At 59.6% G+C, this 16,305-nt stretch carries 16 protein-coding genes and 1 tRNA gene; 10 read left to right on the forward strand and 7 right to left on the reverse strand.

What is annotated here, in order from left to right:
- The first annotated feature begins 474 nt into the window (after window positions 1–474).
- From JQ580_RS29855 to JQ580_RS29890, 8 genes are all read left to right on the forward strand, one after another.
- Window positions 475–1,746: a tyrosine-type recombinase/integrase gene (locus JQ580_RS29855; RefSeq protein ID WP_212284299.1), complete on the forward strand. Its 1,272-nt coding sequence runs from the start codon at window positions 475–477 to the stop codon at window positions 1,744–1,746.
- 310 nt (window positions 1,747–2,056) lie between these two features.
- Window positions 2,057–2,395, forward strand: coding sequence for a hypothetical protein (locus JQ580_RS29860; protein WP_212284301.1), 339 nt, complete (start codon window positions 2,057–2,059; stop codon window positions 2,393–2,395).
- A 94-nt stretch (window positions 2,396–2,489) separates the two neighbouring features.
- The gene (locus tag JQ580_RS29865; RefSeq protein ID WP_212284303.1) at window positions 2,490–3,536 is read left to right on the forward strand and encodes a hypothetical protein; all 1,047 of its coding nucleotides are present in this window, start codon (window positions 2,490–2,492) and stop codon (window positions 3,534–3,536) included.
- Window positions 3,526–3,933, forward strand: a complete 408-nt coding sequence (locus JQ580_RS29870; protein ID WP_212284305.1) for a hypothetical protein — start codon at window positions 3,526–3,528, stop codon at window positions 3,931–3,933. The genes JQ580_RS29865 and JQ580_RS29870 overlap by 11 nt, the downstream gene beginning before the upstream one ends.
- A 226-nt stretch (window positions 3,934–4,159) precedes the next feature.
- Window positions 4,160–4,612 (forward strand): hypothetical protein, encoded by a 453-nt coding sequence (locus JQ580_RS29875; protein WP_212284307.1) that lies wholly within the window; start codon window positions 4,160–4,162, stop codon window positions 4,610–4,612.
- Entirely contained in the window at window positions 4,609–6,162 is a 1,554-nt protein-coding gene (locus JQ580_RS29880) for a hypothetical protein (protein WP_249134537.1), read from the forward strand. Before JQ580_RS29875 ends, JQ580_RS29880 begins: the two co-directional genes overlap by 4 nt.
- Complete coding sequence (locus tag JQ580_RS29885) at window positions 6,159–6,515, forward strand: hypothetical protein (RefSeq protein ID WP_212284309.1); 357 nt, start codon at window positions 6,159–6,161, stop codon at window positions 6,513–6,515. Before JQ580_RS29880 ends, JQ580_RS29885 begins: the two co-directional genes overlap by 4 nt.
- Window position 6,516: 1 nt before the next feature.
- Window positions 6,517–7,359 (forward strand): hypothetical protein, encoded by an 843-nt coding sequence (locus JQ580_RS29890; RefSeq protein WP_212284311.1) that lies wholly within the window; start codon window positions 6,517–6,519, stop codon window positions 7,357–7,359.
- A 604-nt stretch (window positions 7,360–7,963) separates the two neighbouring features.
- Here the strand turns inward: JQ580_RS29890 and JQ580_RS29895 are convergent.
- A complete protein-coding gene (locus JQ580_RS29895; protein WP_212284313.1) occupies window positions 7,964–8,206 on the reverse strand; it encodes a hypothetical protein in 243 nt (80 codons plus the stop codon).
- A gap of 190 nt (window positions 8,207–8,396) precedes the next feature.
- Here JQ580_RS29895 and JQ580_RS29900 point away from each other — a divergent pair, with 190 nt between their 5' ends.
- Together JQ580_RS29900 and JQ580_RS29905 are read left to right on the forward strand one after the other, a co-directional pair.
- Window positions 8,397–8,792 (forward strand): hypothetical protein, encoded by a 396-nt coding sequence (locus JQ580_RS29900; RefSeq protein ID WP_212284315.1) that lies wholly within the window; start codon window positions 8,397–8,399, stop codon window positions 8,790–8,792.
- Between the two features lie 71 nt (window positions 8,793–8,863).
- Window positions 8,864–10,105, forward strand: a complete 1,242-nt coding sequence (locus JQ580_RS29905; protein WP_212284317.1) for a hypothetical protein — start codon at window positions 8,864–8,866, stop codon at window positions 10,103–10,105.
- Between the two features lie 14 nt (window positions 10,106–10,119).
- On the opposite strand, the gene JQ580_RS29910 is transcribed toward JQ580_RS29905, so the two are convergent.
- The 6 genes from JQ580_RS29910 to JQ580_RS29935 form a co-directional block, all read right to left on the reverse strand.
- Complete coding sequence (locus tag JQ580_RS29910) at window positions 10,120–10,620, reverse strand: hypothetical protein (protein ID WP_212284318.1); 501 nt, start codon at window positions 10,618–10,620, stop codon at window positions 10,120–10,122.
- The gene (locus tag JQ580_RS29915; protein WP_212284319.1) at window positions 10,617–11,639 is read right to left on the reverse strand and encodes an SMODS domain-containing nucleotidyltransferase; all 1,023 of its coding nucleotides are present in this window, start codon (window positions 11,637–11,639) and stop codon (window positions 10,617–10,619) included. The genes JQ580_RS29910 and JQ580_RS29915 overlap by 4 nt, the downstream gene beginning before the upstream one ends.
- Window positions 11,640–11,835: 196 nt before the next feature.
- Window positions 11,836–11,911 (reverse strand) — tRNA-Lys (locus tag JQ580_RS29920).
- Between the two features lie 156 nt (window positions 11,912–12,067).
- Window positions 12,068–12,691, reverse strand: a complete 624-nt coding sequence (locus JQ580_RS29925) for a Spy/CpxP family protein refolding chaperone (protein WP_212284320.1) — start codon at window positions 12,689–12,691, stop codon at window positions 12,068–12,070.
- Window positions 12,692–12,899: 208 nt separating this feature from the next.
- The gene (locus JQ580_RS29930) at window positions 12,900–13,904 is read right to left on the reverse strand and encodes a TRAP transporter substrate-binding protein (protein ID WP_212284321.1); all 1,005 of its coding nucleotides are present in this window, start codon (window positions 13,902–13,904) and stop codon (window positions 12,900–12,902) included.
- Between the two features lie 191 nt (window positions 13,905–14,095).
- Complete coding sequence (locus tag JQ580_RS29935; protein WP_212284323.1) at window positions 14,096–15,658, reverse strand: 2-isopropylmalate synthase; 1,563 nt, start codon at window positions 15,656–15,658, stop codon at window positions 14,096–14,098.
- Between the last annotated feature and the right edge of the window lie 647 nt (window positions 15,659–16,305).

A 16,305-nucleotide genomic window follows, 5' to 3' on the forward strand; every position in this document is an offset into this window, starting at 1 on the left:
CGTCGGCAACCTTACGTTTTACGACCCGGGCAGATAAGGCGGCGGCTCGCCTCGCGATCGCCGGCGCAAGCGCGCCGCAGATCGCTGCCGTGACCGGTCACTTTTTGAAGGACGTCGAGACACGTCTGCGCATTGCCATGGTCGCGAGATCAAGCTCGCAGAGGCGGCGGCCATGAAGCGCGAAGTGCGAGCAGACGTGCTGAATGGCCTGTGAAATGAGGCCACCTGCTGTATCGCGATCAATGCTAAGTGCTTGATTTATATGGTGGGCGCACCAGGGCTCGAACCTGGGACCCGCTGATTAAGAGAGAGTGCTCTCGGCTCCGCAACTGTCAGCTCTATTAAGCATCTGTCGCGCTTTTGTTTAAATAATTTCAATGGCTTAGCTTGAAAATGCTATGCTTCCGGCCTGCCGGCCGATGGATCGCAAATCGGCTCTAGCAGCTTCGCTAATTCTTCGCTGAGGTGCAGCCGATGCCAAAGATCAAGATGACCATTCCGGAGATGCGGAAGCTCAAGCCGACGCCAGGGAAGCAAGTCGACTATTTCGACACCGTGCTGCCGGGCCTTGTCTGCCGCGTCAGCTATGGTGGCTCTCGTACCTGGCTGGCCGTCCACTACGACGACCAGAAGGTCACCCGCTGGTTTCGGCTTGGCAGATATGAGGAGAAAGGAGCGGACGAGATCCCCTTGCCGGAGACCGGTCAAGAATGGCCTCGCGATTTATCGCTGGAAGGTGCGCGGAAGGCAGCGCGGCTCTTCTATCAGCATAAGGACACCTACCTTCGCGGCGCAAAATCCGACAAGGCTCGCGTCTCTGCCCAGTGGACCTTTGATGCGGTCGCCGAGCAGTACCTCTTGCGGCGCGCTGCCAAGCTCCGATCCAAGAAGGAGATGGAGCGCATCTTGCGCAAATACGTCATTCCGGTCTGGAAGGGCCGAAAGGTCGTCAGCATCATGCGCGGTGATGGCAAAGAATTGCACGAGAAGATCGTTGAGGAGAATGGAGCGCGCCAAGCTGACGCCGCAATCGCAATCGTGCGCGCCGTCCTCAAATGGGTCGAAGAATTCGAGAATTATTATACTTGTCCCGTCAAAGCTCAGCGGACCGAGCATTCTTCGCGGGATGAGGACGGTCGGGAGCGTGTCCTCGATCCAAATGAAATCCGGATGATCTGGGCCGCCGCTGGCGATATGGGAACTTTTGGAGCTCTGGTCAAAATTCTTTTGCTGACGGCGCAGCGTCGCGAGAAGGTTACTCGCATGCGCTGGACCGAACTCGATGGGGATCTATGGCATATCCCGAAAGAGCCGCGAGAAAAGGCCAATGCGGGGACTCTGAGGTTACCGAGCCAAGCTATCGAAATCATCGCTCAGCAGCCGCGCATCGCCGGCAACACTTTCGTCTTCGCGGGACGCTTGGACGGCAAGCCCATCAACGGATTCTCGAAAGCCAAGAAAGACTTCGATGACCTGCTCCCTGACGACTTCGCACACTGGACTCTGCATGACCTCCGGCGCACCGCGCGCTCGATGATGACCGACCTCGGCATAAGTGAACGCATCGCCGAGCAAGTCCTCGGTCACAAGATCAAGGGTGTCGAGCGCGTCTATAATCGCAGCTTGTACATTCAGCAGAAAGGTGACGCGCTCAGCGCGCTGGCGAATTATATCTCGCAGCTCATTGACCCCGCGCCCAATGTCGTGACGCTTGGCATTCGCCGGAAGGATGCGCCGGCTCCATAAGCGACGCGTCCGCGCTGGCGCGACTCTAAGATGGAGCTTACCCAGCTTGCAGCCATTGCGCGCATGGACGGGTCTCTAAGCAGCTTTTGCTGCCCTTGCCGCAATTCTCCGCATTTGCTAAATTGATCTTGCCCCGAAAGTGGCCTTTATTTGCACTACCCGAGCTCTCGGGTCCATCTAGACGCAGCCGCGAGGCGTAAGGCGGGGATGGGTGCAGCTAGGGCCGATCAGAGACGGATGCGGATGCCCCGCTGCCCGGCTGATCTTTCTTCAGAGCGACAAGGCGACTGCTTTGTCGGCAAGAAAGGTCATGTCGATGGCGTCCGGCTCGCGTCATTCACCAAAGCCCGACAGCGCGACTGAGCATATCTCCGCGCCCAATACTCGGCGCAGCATTCGCCGCGAGGAAATTCGCAGCGGCAAAATCTTTGACGAGCAACTTCTCTATTCTCGTGATCAGGTCATGCGCCTGCTCGGCGGCATCTCCTACGACACGATCTGCCGACTCGAAGGTGCAGGCAAGCTGCGCCGCGTGCAATTGAACATCGGCAAGGCGCCCCCCGGCAAATCTACGACGAAGGTGCTCTATCGGCGCGAGGACGTCTTCGCGCTGATCGAAGGCGCCACTTCGAACGCCCTTAAGCCATAAGCAAGGGCGCATCCTCCACCACAAGGATGCGCCCCACCGATTCGCGCAGGCCGCCTCGCCCAGCGCCCGCACACCGCCCTATGAAAGCGATGCAATGCCCAAGCATAAATCGATCCGCCATCAAAGCGCTACCCCGCTGCTCGACTCCATTAGAAGCTCGTCCGCATCGGTCATCCGGTATCGAGCAGCCGATATCGCTCCGGCCTCGGCGACCGAGCTGGACGTCCGCCGCTATTGCGCCATTCCCTATGTCGATTGCTATCACTATTTTGACAGCGCTTATTTTCTATCGAAGACGCTGCTGGGCGCAGAGGATCAACGGTGGCTGAAAGATCATTGCGAGCACTTTGATATCCTATGGAATGGCCAACTCTTTTTCGACGAGCGCCGGCGGCGATGGCGCGAAGTTCGGGTTTACCCGCCCTATCGCTTTCGCTTCGAAGCCCACCTACCCGACGATGAGGCACGCGAATTCTTGGCCCATCTGGCCATGAATGGTGAGCGGAAGCTCATTGCCGCTCATGCTGCACGCGACTTCACCTTCGATCACCGCAACTCGGCCAAAGGCGAAATGCTGGATTTTATCGACGAGCATTGGGTTCAGCCGCATCAGCGCAAAGACCGTCCCGCCTTGCGGTTCGATAATGGCAGCATCGGCAATGGCGGCGGCTCCACCGGCCGGAGAGGTAAAGGGCACTACTACACCTACTATGCATCCGAGCCTTGCCGGATCGATGGCATCGTCGATTGCTTCCATATCGAGGGCCGCCACCAAGGAAAGCAGGCGCTCGCCAAGATCGGCATCCTCTCGCCTTTGGACCTGCTGAATTTCGACCATCAAAGCTATTGGCAGAAAGCCGACCAGGCCAATCTCAAAGAAATCGATATCCAGCGGCTCGGCCAATACCACAGTAATCGCTTGCGCGGATCGCGCAAGCGGCCATCGGATAGACACAGACGCATCGGCGGAGTGCTGATCCGCAAATTTGGCCTCGATCAATTCGGCAACCTTTGCTTGCAGCAATTCATCCAGCGGTATGGAAGGGGACCATTCTTGAGAAATGTCTATGAGAAAGAGGTTTCTGATCGAAAGATGCAAATGATCGGCATGATATCAAGGAGCAAGACCGATGAGCCGTGACGATGAAATCGACTATCGCGTGATGTTCCCAATCGAGGGTCGCAACCGGAAGCGCTTTGCAGCCAACCCTCGCAAGCCCAAAGAGCCCCAAAAGACCTATGGCTTCTTCAGCCGCTCCCCCACCGAGGAGTCTCGAAAGAAAGCCCCGGAGGTCCGGCGCAATCTCGGTAAGCGCTACGATGATGACGGACGCGCCATGCCGAGCATGGCCAAGCAGATCAGGATACTCGTCGCGAAAGACCTGGACCGATCAGCGAAGAGCATCGCCGCCGAACTGGATAAGCTCGGCTATGAAGCGGCCCCGTCGACAGTCTCCTCAATCCGCCAGGAGATCATCGCCATACTTCGCTTATGCGAGGCACATGGGAGCATAATTGTGCCGGCATGGAGAGACTAGCAAGCAAAGTAGATCGAACTATTCGATGTCCAATTTCGACCCGCTAAGACATCGACGACAATCGAATATTTTTGCTGGCATGAGAGAGTGAAGCGCATCTTCTGATTTTCAATCAGCGGCTCACGATGAAAAAGATGCCTTGGAATGTGCGGTTAGCCGGACGGGGTTGCAAATAGCGAAGATATAGACACAGCTTCGCAAAAATCTCGAAGCATCTGGAATGCAGATGGCGGCAAGCAAGCAAATCACTCAGCGAAAGACTAAGGCAAGGTCGCGCGTCACGAATGGCAAAAGTCTATTTCCGAAGGAAGTCGACCAGCGCACTCTATACTACCGAAGATTTCGCGATCTCATCGAATTGCTTTCGGCTGATCTTGGCGGCGTCGATCGTCTCAGTACAAGCGAGATGGCGCTTGTCCGGACCGCGTCCACCCATATGACGGCGCTGGAGCAGCTAGAGATGAAGTTCGCCCTAGCCGAGGGCAAGGCATCGAATGAAGACTTGATGCTTTACCAGACACTCTCGAATTCATTGCGGCGGCTGCTTAAGGAACTCGGCGTCAAGCGGCGTCCTCGGGATGTGACGCCAGCTAGCCCTCGCGACTATCTGCGCAGCCGCATTATCGATGACGACGAGCTGCATCGACTGAATGGCAGCCATCGACTGAGGGCTGCATGATCCAGAGGTATCGGGCTTCCGCTGAACATAGGAAGCCAATACCTCGTCTCCAATCAAAGCGCGAAGGCTCCATCATCGACTGCATCCATGATCCGCAGCTCTTCGCGTCATGGTTCGAGGACGATTGGCAGAGCTGGCAACCATGGTTAGCTTTCCTCTGCGCTCTCTTCGCCCTGCCGATGGATGCGGACCAGCTCGGCATCTACCGCGAATGCACGTCCCGCAATGATGCGCCCAGTCAGATCGCAAGAGAGGCATGGCTTGTCTGCGGTCGGCGCGCCGGCAAGAGCTTCATTCTCGCCCTTGTCGCCGTCTTCCTAGCCGCCTTCTTCGACTATCGGCCCTATCTGGCTCCCGGCGAACGCGGCACCATCCTCGTCATTGCGGCCGACCGGAAGCAGAGCCGCGTCATTCTCCGCTACATCGCCGCCCTGCTCAAAGGCGTGCCGATACTGGCTCAGCTCATCACCCGAGAGACCGCGGAGGGCTTCGATCTCGCCAACTCGGTCTCAATCGAGGTGGCCACATGCTCCTTCCGCTCTGTACGCGGCTATACCCTCGTGGCGGCTCTTTTGGACGAAGTCGCATTCTGGCGAGCCGAGGACAGCACCGAACCCGACTATGAGGTGCTGAACGCGCTGCGGCCAGGGATGAGCACGATCCCGAATAGCATGCTCCTTTGCGCCAGCTCGCCCTATGCCCGGCGCGGGGTGCTCTATGAGGCGCACCGGGCGCATTTCGGCCGCGAGCATGACCCGGTGCTTGTCTGGCAGGCTGCCACGCGCCAGATGAACCCGAGCGTCCCGCAGAGCTTCATCGACGCTGAGATGGAGCGTGATGCTGCATCTGCTCGCGCCGAGTATCTGGCTCAGTTCCGCGCCGACATCGAAGCATTTATCACTCGCGAAGCCGTCGAAGCCTGCATCTCCAAAAATGTCTATGAGCGCGGCCGGATCGAGAGAGTGAAATATTCGGCCTTCTGCGACCCGTCGGGCGGCTCGGCAGACTCCATGACCCTGGCGATCGCTTCCAAGCAAAATGGCATCGCGACGCTCGACGCTCTGCGGGAGCGCAAGCCGCCCTTCTCGCCGGAGCAAGTTGTCGGAGAATTTGCCAAATTGCTCAGATCCTATGGCATCACCAAAGTGCTCGGGGACCGCTACGCCGGCGAATGGGTCAAAGAGCCCTTCCGCGCGCATGGCATCACCTACGAAAGCGCCGCCAAGCCGAAGTCCGATCTTTATCGCGATTTCCTGCCGCTTATGAATTCGCGCAAGGTCGATCTGCTCGACCACCCGAAGCTCTTGCAGCAGCTCGTCGGCCTCGAGCGCCGCGTGGCGCGATCCGGCAAGGACAGCATCGACCATGGCCCCGGTGCTCACGATGACATTGCCAATGCGGTAGCCGGCGCTCTGACAAGCGTCGGGGTGCGCAAGTACGCCTACGACTCGTCCATGGCTTGGGTTGGTACCGGCCATATCGACGACAACGTGGATTTCCGAGCCGGGCGGATTACCCGGTATCTCTTCTCAGGAGGACTGATCAGATGAAGAGCGAGGTTTTCGACAAGGACGGCAAGCGGATTACGCTGGCCGGCGATGTGGTCCCGGATGGCGCTACCATCCGTGTGGCGCAGATGATCATGGACGCGGCGCCGGCCGGACTTCACCGCCCCGGATCGCTGCCGCTGGCCGATGCGGAGCAGGATGCCCGGCAGGCCGCCTATGAAGATCGCAAGCGAAGTCTGTCAGATCGGTGGCGGCAGCCGGCGCCTGCTGAGCTCGCGGCCAGCGCCAAATCGCCCCCGACGCCGCCGCCAGGCCCCCTGGCGGCCGTGTCCGATGCCGAGGCTCGATATGCCGAAAGATGCGCGGCTCTTGAGCAGGCGTGGCGGAGGGTTTGACATGCTGCAATTGCCAACCCTGGCTCAGGTGAAGCTGGACCGGCTCGACACGCGCGCTATGGAGCTGCATGACGCAGTCGGCTCGGTCGCGCGCCGAGCTTCCGAAGTCTCCAGAACGCGCAGCACGGCTCCCGCATCCGAGCTGGCGTCCATGGACCAAGAGCTAGCGCGCCTTCAAGGCCGGCTCACCGATCTTCAAGAGCAGCATCGAAATCTGGCGAACCTCGTCGCTAATATCAAGCATTGGCTCTCGGGCGCGGCCGGGACCTATGAGATGGCAAAGCCGAGCCGCGCCGCGTCTGAGGCGTCGAAGTTGACCCCGGCTCAAGCCGTGCCGAACCTGCGAGCGCAGATCAAGGCGCTCGCCGCTGAGCGCGTCCGGGTACTACAAGCGGCGCTCCCCGCCGACGACATCAAGAGGCTGGCATCCGATTATGTTTCGGCTCAGCGCGAGCGCGGCCGACCAAAGATCACCATCGATCATGGGCGGCCTTTCCAAGCTCGATTTGACAGTCCAGTTGAGGGCGCTTGGACGGCAAAGCTGGATATCGGCGCTGCGCTCGCTTGGCTCGACCCCGATGCTTTTGAGAAGCGGCTGCATGAAGAAATCGACGGGCTGCCGCAGCCAGCGCTTGCGATGTCGGCAGACGTGCGCGCGGCGAAGCTGCTGGAGCTGGAGGCGGAGCTGCTTGCCCGCGAGCGGGACGAGGAAGCCCTGATCGAACTCGCGGAAGAGCAAGGGTTGGCCATTGCTCGCAGGCTAGACGCAGACGCGCGCGCCATACTCGGGATCGGGATAGCGCGCGCCAAAAAGCCGAAGCCGGAGCGCGTCAGAGCTGCTTAGCGAATACCCTCCCGATAAGCCGTCGTCTCGGGAGGGCTGTACCCGGATCGGTGTCGATCACGATCCGGGGGCGGACAAGTCGGCGAGTGTCCGACCTTCATGAAATAACCCCGACAGCTTGCGGATGGTCCTTTCGTCATCGCGGCAGGCAGAGCGAGCCGCCGCCCCCCTGTCCGGCGTCCCAGCGGCGGCTCGCCTCACTTCATTTTCTTCTCCCCGACACCTAAATGAGCGGGACAGAGCATGCCAATCGCCAGCGCTTCCAGCAAAGCACGCTGACGCGGCTTTGAAACCTCCAAGAAAGCGAATTTGTATCCCGACCTCAGCCGAGCACCGTGCCCCTTAAGATAGCTTTCGGTGAAAGACGATGCAGCGTGTAGATGATTACTCAAGCGCTGTCGCAGGCCATTCGTGCCTCGATAGGTCCGGCCAACGTGCAAGACCTTTCCGCTCGGCGAATAGATCACATACACTCCTTGCTCATTCGGAGCATCCAATCGCTCGCCAGCTCTAGGAAAATGCCTCCGCTTCGACCTCTTTAGCACTGAGAAGAGAGACCTGATTTGGGTCGCGTCTTTCGTTGCCATGGCGCACCTTCAGATCTTCACACGAGTTCGACAAATCCGCGCTTGATCGCATTGCGGAGCGTCACCGGATGGCCCTTGCTAGTGAGATAATCGCCTACAGAACCATTTCGCTTCGCGTTCTTTAGAAGCCAATCCCATCTGGCTCTGGCCGCGGTGCCGGCCCTTTGCGGATTGCCCTTCTTCGATATCCGCAGCTTCCTCCGTCTGAGATTATCGAAGGCCTTCGCCATCGCTTCGACGTCACTATTCACACGAACCATCGCTTCCTCCTTGGGCGGACTAGGATTTCCATTTTACTGCTTGCTAGTCGGCGTCAGGTGAAATCGCTTTGGACAATTGTCATCGATCACCTAAGCGGTTCTTAGGGGTTAGCGACCGGCGCACCTGCCCATTTAGATCTCGACTCTTTGTTCTTGTTATGTTCTAGTATTTGCCATGGGCAAAGAGCGAATGGCAGGCTGGCGGATGTACTCAAGGAAGCAAATCGACAAGCTGGCCGAGCGCGCTGAGTCGCCGCAGCGGAAGACGTCGGCACCCGGTGCAGCCCCCTCCGACCCAATTCCCGACCCCCTATGGCAATCGCTGCTGGACGACCCCCGCGCGGCCGGCAAACCCACGGTGCCGATCCAGCAATGCCGGCTCGCTGACATCCAGCGCCATATGCTCCGCGTCGAATGCTCGCGCTGCTCTCGCATCGTCGAGATGCAGAAGGCCGAAGCGATCCGCTATTTCGGAGCCGACGCGATCTGGAAGCATGTCGGCCAGCGCTTGCTAGATCAGACCTGCACCAATCGTACCGGCCGCCATGAAGAGGATGGCTGCTGGCCCAATTGGCTAACAACCTAGCTTCGGGAATAATTTCCGCTGACACCCTCTCGCCACTCAGAATAGAGTGACGCGAGCAGGGACGGAAGAATATGTCGAAGGAATTCGAGTGGGAGCGCGGGTTTGATCGCAATCGAGTGCTCAGCCAGATTAAGAGCATTCGCCACAAAGATGGACGCTCTTTTGACGCGGCAGGATATTCTTTCTGGCTTCCAGTTCTTAACTCAGCCATCCGGGCGACTCGAATTGCAGAGCCGATTAAGGCCAGATGTATAGCTGCTGCCGCATCCGATCCTTCTTTGACTTTAACTGATCCCGACACATTTCTTGTTCGCTGCGATCAGGAGTTCCAGAAATTAGCACAGCGGCCCAAGTCGAAATTCGTCCTTTACACGACAATCACCTATGCTGGTCCAAATCCGATTGATTGGATCAGCGACGACGGCGCTCGCATCCATTGGCAACCAAACCAGCGTGGCAAATTCTTGCGCGCGGCGAGAAAGGCTCAAAGCGCGCAAAAAGATCGCAGAGCAGCGAGCAATGTGCCGACTGAGGACGCATCCCAATCCCCGGTTCTAGTACATCTATCGGCCTATGATCCCTTCGATGCCTTCGACAGGGCGAACGACTGCGTCGATCGATTTCGCGGCATGCTCAATCTTCTTGTTAATTCGGGGCAGTCAGTCAATCCTTTCGCCAGAATGACCGCGCCTCATGCGGTGAATAAATTTCGACGAGGTCCATTCCATTCAATCCATCATCCGGATGGGTCACTCGCGACCGAGACCTTCTGGTATGAGCCCCGATGGGCGCACACAGCTCGATCGGTCGAGTTCAAGGATCCCGCTAATTATCGCAACAGCATTCAGCGCTGGTGGAGCACCTTTCAAAAAAATCCAATGAGACACTTCATCTCCGACGCTCTCCTTCGGTATTGCCGCGCGCTCGATCTGCATGAAGCGGATGCTGCATTGCTCGGGATATGGCAAGTGTTAGAGAAGTTAATGGGCACGGACAGATACGATCTCCTCATCGACCGTCTAGTCCGCATCTTTCGCGATCATGATGATGCTCGATTAATCGCTGCGCATATCCGCTTGCGTAGAAATCAGACGGTGCATTCCGCGCACAGTATCAGCAAAGAGGCAGATGCCATCCTTGTGCAAGCTGAGATGCTCGCAGGGCAGGTTATTTTCTTCTTACTTAGGAATGCCAAGCAATTCCAGAATTTAGGCGAATTTCATGAGTTCCTCGATCTGCCTCTCGATCAGGACCGACTAAGGCGCAGGCAGAAGCTATCCGAATTTTTCATCAAGTACCAAAATCGAACATGACGTCCAGCAGCCCTTCACGGCTGCCGCAAATCGTGGTCGTGCGTATACGTCCCACTCTCGATTTGCTTGCGGGCTTTCTTGAAAGACCAATTCGGCGGAGCGAGGACGCGACTGCGAGCCTTTTCCATGCGCGTCATTAGGGCCTGAACCTCGGCCTCGAATTCCGCTACGGGCTTCTGCGAGCCGATCAACTTGGCCTGTCGGAAGCGATCTCGCAAATTCATGAACTCGCCGGCGTGCTTCTCATAATCCTTGATAGTGCCGTCAAGATTGATTGCTTTGAAGACAGGCGGCAGGACCGTCGCCAGCAGCGTGAAGACCGCAGCCCAGACAGTGCTATCCGCGAGAAGCTTCCAAGTAGCCAGCGCGCCAAAGATGATCGGCGCAACTGTAAATGCGATATTGGTCCAGCGTAGGACCTTCAACCAGACGATATTGCTGACAGCGGTATCGCGGCAATTCTCGAATTGCCGCTCGCACTCATCTTTCAGCGCTTCGACAAGCTTATCGGTCACGTGGATAACGGGATCGCGCTGCCGAAGATCGCCTGCCATTCTTGACCAGCGAGGATGCCATAGTTCGAATGCTCATGCTCGCAAGCCGTGACGGCATGCTTGTGCGCGCGACGCGCTTGATAGAGCCAATCATCACCGAGCGCGACCAGCTCATTGGTACCAGGCATGAGGATATAGCCATTGGCGCGGCCAACCAGATAGGCGAAGAAGTCTCGCACCATCCAGTCGTACCAGAAGTGATCGCGCTGGTTATTCGCCCAGGTCTGTAAAAATTCCAGCGCCAACCGCTCTAACATGAATGACTTTAGCGACAGATTTTGCTCGCGCTGCCATTGCTTCATCATTCGTGCCAGCGCGCGGGTATTGCCGATGCAGAAGGTATCGGAAGCGCTCAGCGATTGCTCCTCGGCTTCGGCCGTCGAGGTGATATAGCGCCCACCGTTATTGGTGTCGCAGACGATGATGCTGCCATCAGTGCAGCGGAAGCCCGGCGAGACCTCGATGGGAGTCTGATTGAAGGGGATAACGACGACTTGGCCATCGCCTCGCATGCTTGTCTGGTAATACGTGCCGAGCAGGACATTCTTTACTTCCTGCAAAAGCGCGGACTGGCGATTGCCGGAGCGCGACTGATACTGCGCGTGAACATGAGCAGGAAGAAGGAAGAGAATATCGACGTCGCGCGAGGGCCGCACCCGCGTCGCTTTTCCCCATGAGCCCATCAAGAAGCTATTCGCGACCTCATCCGAGACGCCGTAATAGTGTCTATTGAGGCATGCCCTGACGCCGGCCTGCTTCTTCGTGCCGTCGTCGAGCTGAGCGGCAGTGATCTTGAGATTTTCCATAAATGCGCGGAAGCGGGCGCGGACATAAATCCAATTTGCGATTGGCGCGGGCGCCGGCGACAGCAGCGAGAGCGCCGGAGATGGCGAGCCAAGCAATGTATTGGCAGCGCCGAGACCAGAGCCGAATGGCGTATTCAGACCCGCGCCGAAAAGCGGGTTAAAAGGTGACCCCATATAAAGCCCCAATAGCCCGAGCTGCGCTCCCCCATATACTGTATGTAGTGCTTCCCGCTTTGATACAAGAGTGCGTAGCGGGGAAATTTCTACGAGCATCGCAGCTCAGCGACGAGGGCAAGCAGCCGCCTTCGCTAAGCTCTTCGCTAAGCGATCTGCTTCTTGCGCCGATTTCAGACTAAGTGTTTGATTTATATGGTGGGCGCACCAGGGCTCGAACCTGGGACCCGCTGATTAAGAGTCAGCTGCTCTACCAACTGAGCTATGCGCCCGAAAGGCGGTCAATGCCTTGCGAGGTCGGTCGTTTAGCAAAGCGATCCGGGTATGGCAAGCGATGCAAGGAAGGTTTTTCCAAAGTCCCCAGAAAGCGAAAAGCCGCTGGATTCCAGCGGCTTCTCAGGGTCAATCGTCGCGAAATGCAGCCCCGTTCAGAGCCGACCCTCGCGGTCCCGGTCGGGGCCGCCGTCGCGGTCGGAGCGGTCACGATGGAAGTGCTCCATGTTGCGCTCCATCATGCGGTCCATGCCGCGCTCCATGAAGTGGCGGTGGGGACCGTCTTCGCCGCCTCCGAACGGCCCGCGGTGGCGGGTCAGCACGGCGAGGCGCCGCTTCTGGCCCTCGTCGAGGGTCTTGTAGAGCGGGTCGGCGGCATCGGCGATCTTCTTCAGGGCCGCCGACGTCGCGCCCATGTCCTCGGCGCGCTGGCGCAGCCGGGCGACCGGATCCTCCGGCCTGTCGGCGTCCCTGTCGGCATTCCTGCCGGCATCGCCGGGCCCGGCATTCATCCGCGCATTGGCGCGGTCGATGCGCAGCTTGGCGAAATCGCGCACGGCGGCCTCGACCGGCGGCCACAGCTTCTCCTGGTCGGCATTGAGCTTCAAGCCGGCATGGACGGCGGCGATCCGCGCGTCGACGAGGGCGGCGCGGTCCTCGGGGTTGATGCGGATGTGGTGGCGCATGTGCTCCATCCACGGGCGATGATACTGGGCATAGACCGCGCCCGAGCCGGCAATGCTGAGCACGGCGATGGCGGCGATGGTGAACTTCTTCATCAGGACCTCCTTTGGAAGGATGTCCATCAAGATGGGCGCGCCGCGGCTGACACGCAACTTACAACTTGGACAGGGAGCACGTCCTTACGAAGATGTAACGCGCGATTTTACCTCCAGCCGCGACCGGAAATCATTCGCAACAAAAAGGCTTCCGTGCAGACGGCACGGAAGCCCTGGTTCATCGTTCGAAACGATGAGTTCGTCGTGCTCAATTCGTCGTGCTCTTGGCCTCTTTAAGGAATTCGTCGATCAGCGGCTGGCCGATGCGGCCTGCGGCGTCCTTGTAGACCGGCTCCATCGCCTTGCGCATCGCTTCGCTTTGCTCCGCGGTGAGCTTGACGATCTCGCTCTTGCCGCTCTTCTTGATCTCGGCGAGCGCGTCGTCGTTTTCCTTCTGCGACTGCGTGTTGCCGTAGTCGGTCGCTTCCTTCATCGCCTTGGTGAGCTGGTCGCGGATGTCGGCCGGCAGGTCGTCCCAGAACTTCTTGTTCACGATCACGACGTAGCCGATGTAGCCGTGATTGGTCTCGGTGATGTACTTCTGCACCTCGTGCATCTTCTGGGTATAGATGTTCGACCAGGTGTTCTCCTGGCCGTCGACCACGCCGGTCTGCAGTGCCTGGTAGACTTCCGAGAACGCCATCACCTGCGGCAGAGAGCTGAGCGCCTTGAACTGGGCCTGCAGCACGCGCGAGGACTGGATGCGGAACTTGACGCCCTGATAGTCGGCCGGCGTCACCAGCTTCTTGTTGGCGCTCATCTGCTTGAAGCCGTTGTCCCAATAGGCAAGGCCGGTGATGCCCTTGGCATCCAGCAGCTTGAGCAGCCGCGCGCCCAGCGGTCCTTCCGTCACCTTCCGCAGCGTTTTCAGGTCGGGCAGGATGTAGGGCAGATCGAAGACCTCGAACTCGCGGATGCCGAGCGGCCCAAACTTGGAATTGGACGGCGCCAGCATCTGCACGCTGCCGAGCTGGAGCGCCTCGAGCTCTTCCTTGTCCTTGTACAGCGTCGAGTTCGGGTAGACCTCAACCTTGACCTTGCCGGCCGTGTACTTCTCGGCGAGTTCCTTGAACTTCTCCGCCGCCTTGCCCTTCGGCGTCTCGGTGGCGACGACGTGGCTGAACTTGATGATGATCGGCGATTGAGCCGATGCCGGCCCGGCAAGCCCGAGTGCCAATGCCGCGATGGATGCGGCGATCGCGAAGGTGCGCATAATCTCTCCCTGATGTTCTTTGGGCCGCCCGGCGTGCGGGCGGCCGATCCTCAAGCCGGCTGCATCAATAGCGGCTGGACGGCGGAGTCGCTATTGGTCGTTAGCAGGGCAGCTATTCAAGATGAGCGCCGGTGCGCTCCCTCTCCCGCTTGCTTGCGGGAGAGACGCATTCAACCAGCCGCCGGCGAACGTCAGCTCGCAGCCGCCGTCGTCACGGTGTCGCGCTGGCGCTTCATGACGATCTTGTTGAGCGCGCCGAGATAGGCCTTGGCCGAGGCCACCAGCGTATCGGGATCTGCCGCGCGCGCCGTCATCGACCGCCCGTCATGCGACAGCCGCACCGAGACCTCGGCTTGCGCGTCGGTGCCCTGGGTGACGGCGTGGACCTGATACAGTTCGAGCTTGGCCTCGTGCGGCACCAGGCGCTTGATGCAGTTGAACACCGCGTCCACCGGACCGTTGCCCTCGGCTTCCTCGATCTTGATCTGGCCTTCGACGTCGAGCTTCATGGTCGCGCGCTGCGGGCCATGGGTGCCGGCGATCACCGTCAGCGAGGTCAGCTTGATGCGGTCGTGCGAAGCCGCCATCTCCTCGTCGACCAGCGCCTCGATGTCCTCGTCGTAGATGTCCTTCTTGCGGTCGGCCAAGGCCTTCATCCGCGTGAACGCATCTTCCAGCTGGTTCGGGCCGAGCTTGTAGCCCATCTCCTCCAGCTTGTGCACGAAGGCGTGGCGGCCGGAATGCTTGCCGAGCACCAGCGAGGACTGCTTCAGGCCGACCATCTCGGGACGCATGATCTCGTAGGTCGAGGCATCCTTCAGCACGCCGTCCTGATGGATGCCGCTCTCATGCGCGAATGCGTTCCGGCCGACGATGGCCTTGTTGTACTGTACGGGGAACGAGGTCGCCGCAGACACGACCTTCGAGGCACGGGTCAGCTGCGTTGTGTCGATCTTGTTCCAGTAGGGGAATTTGTCGTTGCGGACGTTGATCGCCATCACGATCTCTTCGAGCGCAGCGTTGCCGGCGCGTTCGCCGATGCCGTTGACGGTGCACTCGACCTGGCGCGCGCCGCCCATGATGCCGGCCAGCGAGTTCGCCACGGCCATGCCGAGGTCGTTGTGGCAATGCACGGAGAACACCGCCTTGTCCGAGTTCGGCACGCGCTCGATCAGCGTCCTCATGAAGTGGGTGTATTCCTCGGGCACCGTATAACCGACGGTGTCGGGAATGTTGACCGTGGTGGCGCCGGCCTTGATGACGGCCTCGACGATCCGGCACAGATAGTCCATCTCGCTTCGGGTGCCGTCCTCGGCCGACCATTCGACATCGTCGATCTGGTTGCGGGCGCGCGCGACCATGGCAACCGAAGTCTCGAGCACCTGCTCCGGGGTCTTGTTCAGCTTCACCCGCATATGCAGCGGCGAAGTCGCGATCACGGTGTGAACGCGGCCACGCTTGGCCAATTTCACGGCCTCGGCGCAGCGGTCGATATCGGCCGGATGGGCGCGGGACAGACCGGCGATCACGGCGTTCTTGGAGCGGCGGGCGATCTCGCTCACCGCCTGGAAGTCGCCCTCGGAGGTGATCGGGAAGCCGGCCTCGATGACGTCGACGCCCATATCATCCAGCAGCTCCGCGACCTCGAGTTTTTCCTCGAAGGTCATGGTGGCGCCGGGGCACTGCTCGCCGTCGCGCAGCGTGGTGTCGAAAATGATGACGCGGTCCTTATCGGACTTGTTCGCGGTGGCCATTGAAGAATTCCCTTTTGAGCTTTCGCGCCGTCAGTCCCTGGGGCGCTTGAGGTGTCCGGTGATCTCGACCAACCCCTGAGCGCCCAGGCGCGTGGCGCCCAGCCGGCCCTCAGGGGCAAGTAAGAAGAAGCCCGCCAATCAGGAGGGTGGGCAGCAGCGCGGCCGGGATCGTGGCGGCGGCCAGAGCCACCTCCCCCGAAATCCCATCGATTTGGCCGCGAATCAGCATTGCCAGACCCTTTTGAGCCCCAAATCCTCGGCCAAAACCGTTGACGGTTGGTTGCCAGAGGGCTCACTGGCCTGTTTCTAGACGAGAAATAGCCGCAACTGCAACGCCAAAAGATGGTCAGGGGGCCTGACCTGGTTGGGGACCCACTTCTCTCCGTGTGTCCCGGACGCGCTGCAACGCGAAGCGTTGCTGCGCTGGGCCGGAACCCTGGCGGCCCGGCACGCGGCGTGATGGGCCCGGCTCTGCAGCGCCGCGATGACAGTGAGTAGGTGTTGGCAGACACGCCTTCTCGTTCCCGCGGCGCGTTTCGCCCGAGCTTTGCTTCGTCGCTCCACCCTCCAATCCAAGAGGGCGCAGGGAAGGCCGGGTGCCGGCTGGCACCCGCGGTCCGCTGCGCGAAAATGCACACGCAGGAAGA

Source organism: Bradyrhizobium sp. SZCCT0148 (assembly GCF_018129985.1).
GTDB classification, from domain to species: Bacteria; Pseudomonadota; Alphaproteobacteria; order Rhizobiales; family Xanthobacteraceae; genus Bradyrhizobium; species Bradyrhizobium japonicum_H.

Excerpts from the sequence above, each read along its gene's own strand:
- JQ580_RS29855 (WP_212284299.1), top strand. The coding sequence starts at position 475 with ATGCCAAAGATCAAGATGACCATTCCGGAGATGCGGAAGCTCAAGCCG.
- JQ580_RS29860 (WP_212284301.1), top strand. The coding sequence starts at position 2,057 with ATGTCGATGGCGTCCGGCTCGCGTCATTCACCAAAGCCCGACAGCGCG.
- JQ580_RS29865 (WP_212284303.1), top strand. The coding sequence starts at position 2,490 with ATGCCCAAGCATAAATCGATCCGCCATCAAAGCGCTACCCCGCTGCTC.
- JQ580_RS29870 (WP_212284305.1), top strand. The coding sequence starts at position 3,526 with ATGAGCCGTGACGATGAAATCGACTATCGCGTGATGTTCCCAATCGAG.
- JQ580_RS29875 (WP_212284307.1), top strand. The coding sequence starts at position 4,160 with ATGGCGGCAAGCAAGCAAATCACTCAGCGAAAGACTAAGGCAAGGTCG.
- JQ580_RS29880 (WP_249134537.1), top strand. The coding sequence starts at position 4,609 with ATGATCCAGAGGTATCGGGCTTCCGCTGAACATAGGAAGCCAATACCT.
- JQ580_RS29885 (WP_212284309.1), top strand. The coding sequence starts at position 6,159 with ATGAAGAGCGAGGTTTTCGACAAGGACGGCAAGCGGATTACGCTGGCC.
- JQ580_RS29890 (WP_212284311.1), top strand. The coding sequence starts at position 6,517 with ATGCTGCAATTGCCAACCCTGGCTCAGGTGAAGCTGGACCGGCTCGAC.
- JQ580_RS29895 (WP_212284313.1), bottom strand. The coding sequence starts at position 8,206 with ATGGTTCGTGTGAATAGTGACGTCGAAGCGATGGCGAAGGCCTTCGAT.
- JQ580_RS29900 (WP_212284315.1), top strand. The coding sequence starts at position 8,397 with ATGGCAGGCTGGCGGATGTACTCAAGGAAGCAAATCGACAAGCTGGCC.
- JQ580_RS29905 (WP_212284317.1), top strand. The coding sequence starts at position 8,864 with ATGTCGAAGGAATTCGAGTGGGAGCGCGGGTTTGATCGCAATCGAGTG.
- JQ580_RS29915 (WP_212284319.1), bottom strand. The coding sequence starts at position 11,639 with ATGGGGTCACCTTTTAACCCGCTTTTCGGCGCGGGTCTGAATACGCCA.
- JQ580_RS29925 (WP_212284320.1), bottom strand. The coding sequence starts at position 12,691 with ATGAAGAAGTTCACCATCGCCGCCATCGCCGTGCTCAGCATTGCCGGC.
- JQ580_RS29930 (WP_212284321.1), bottom strand. The coding sequence starts at position 13,904 with ATGCGCACCTTCGCGATCGCCGCATCCATCGCGGCATTGGCACTCGGG.
- JQ580_RS29935 (WP_212284323.1), bottom strand. The coding sequence starts at position 15,658 with ATGGCCACCGCGAACAAGTCCGATAAGGACCGCGTCATCATTTTCGAC.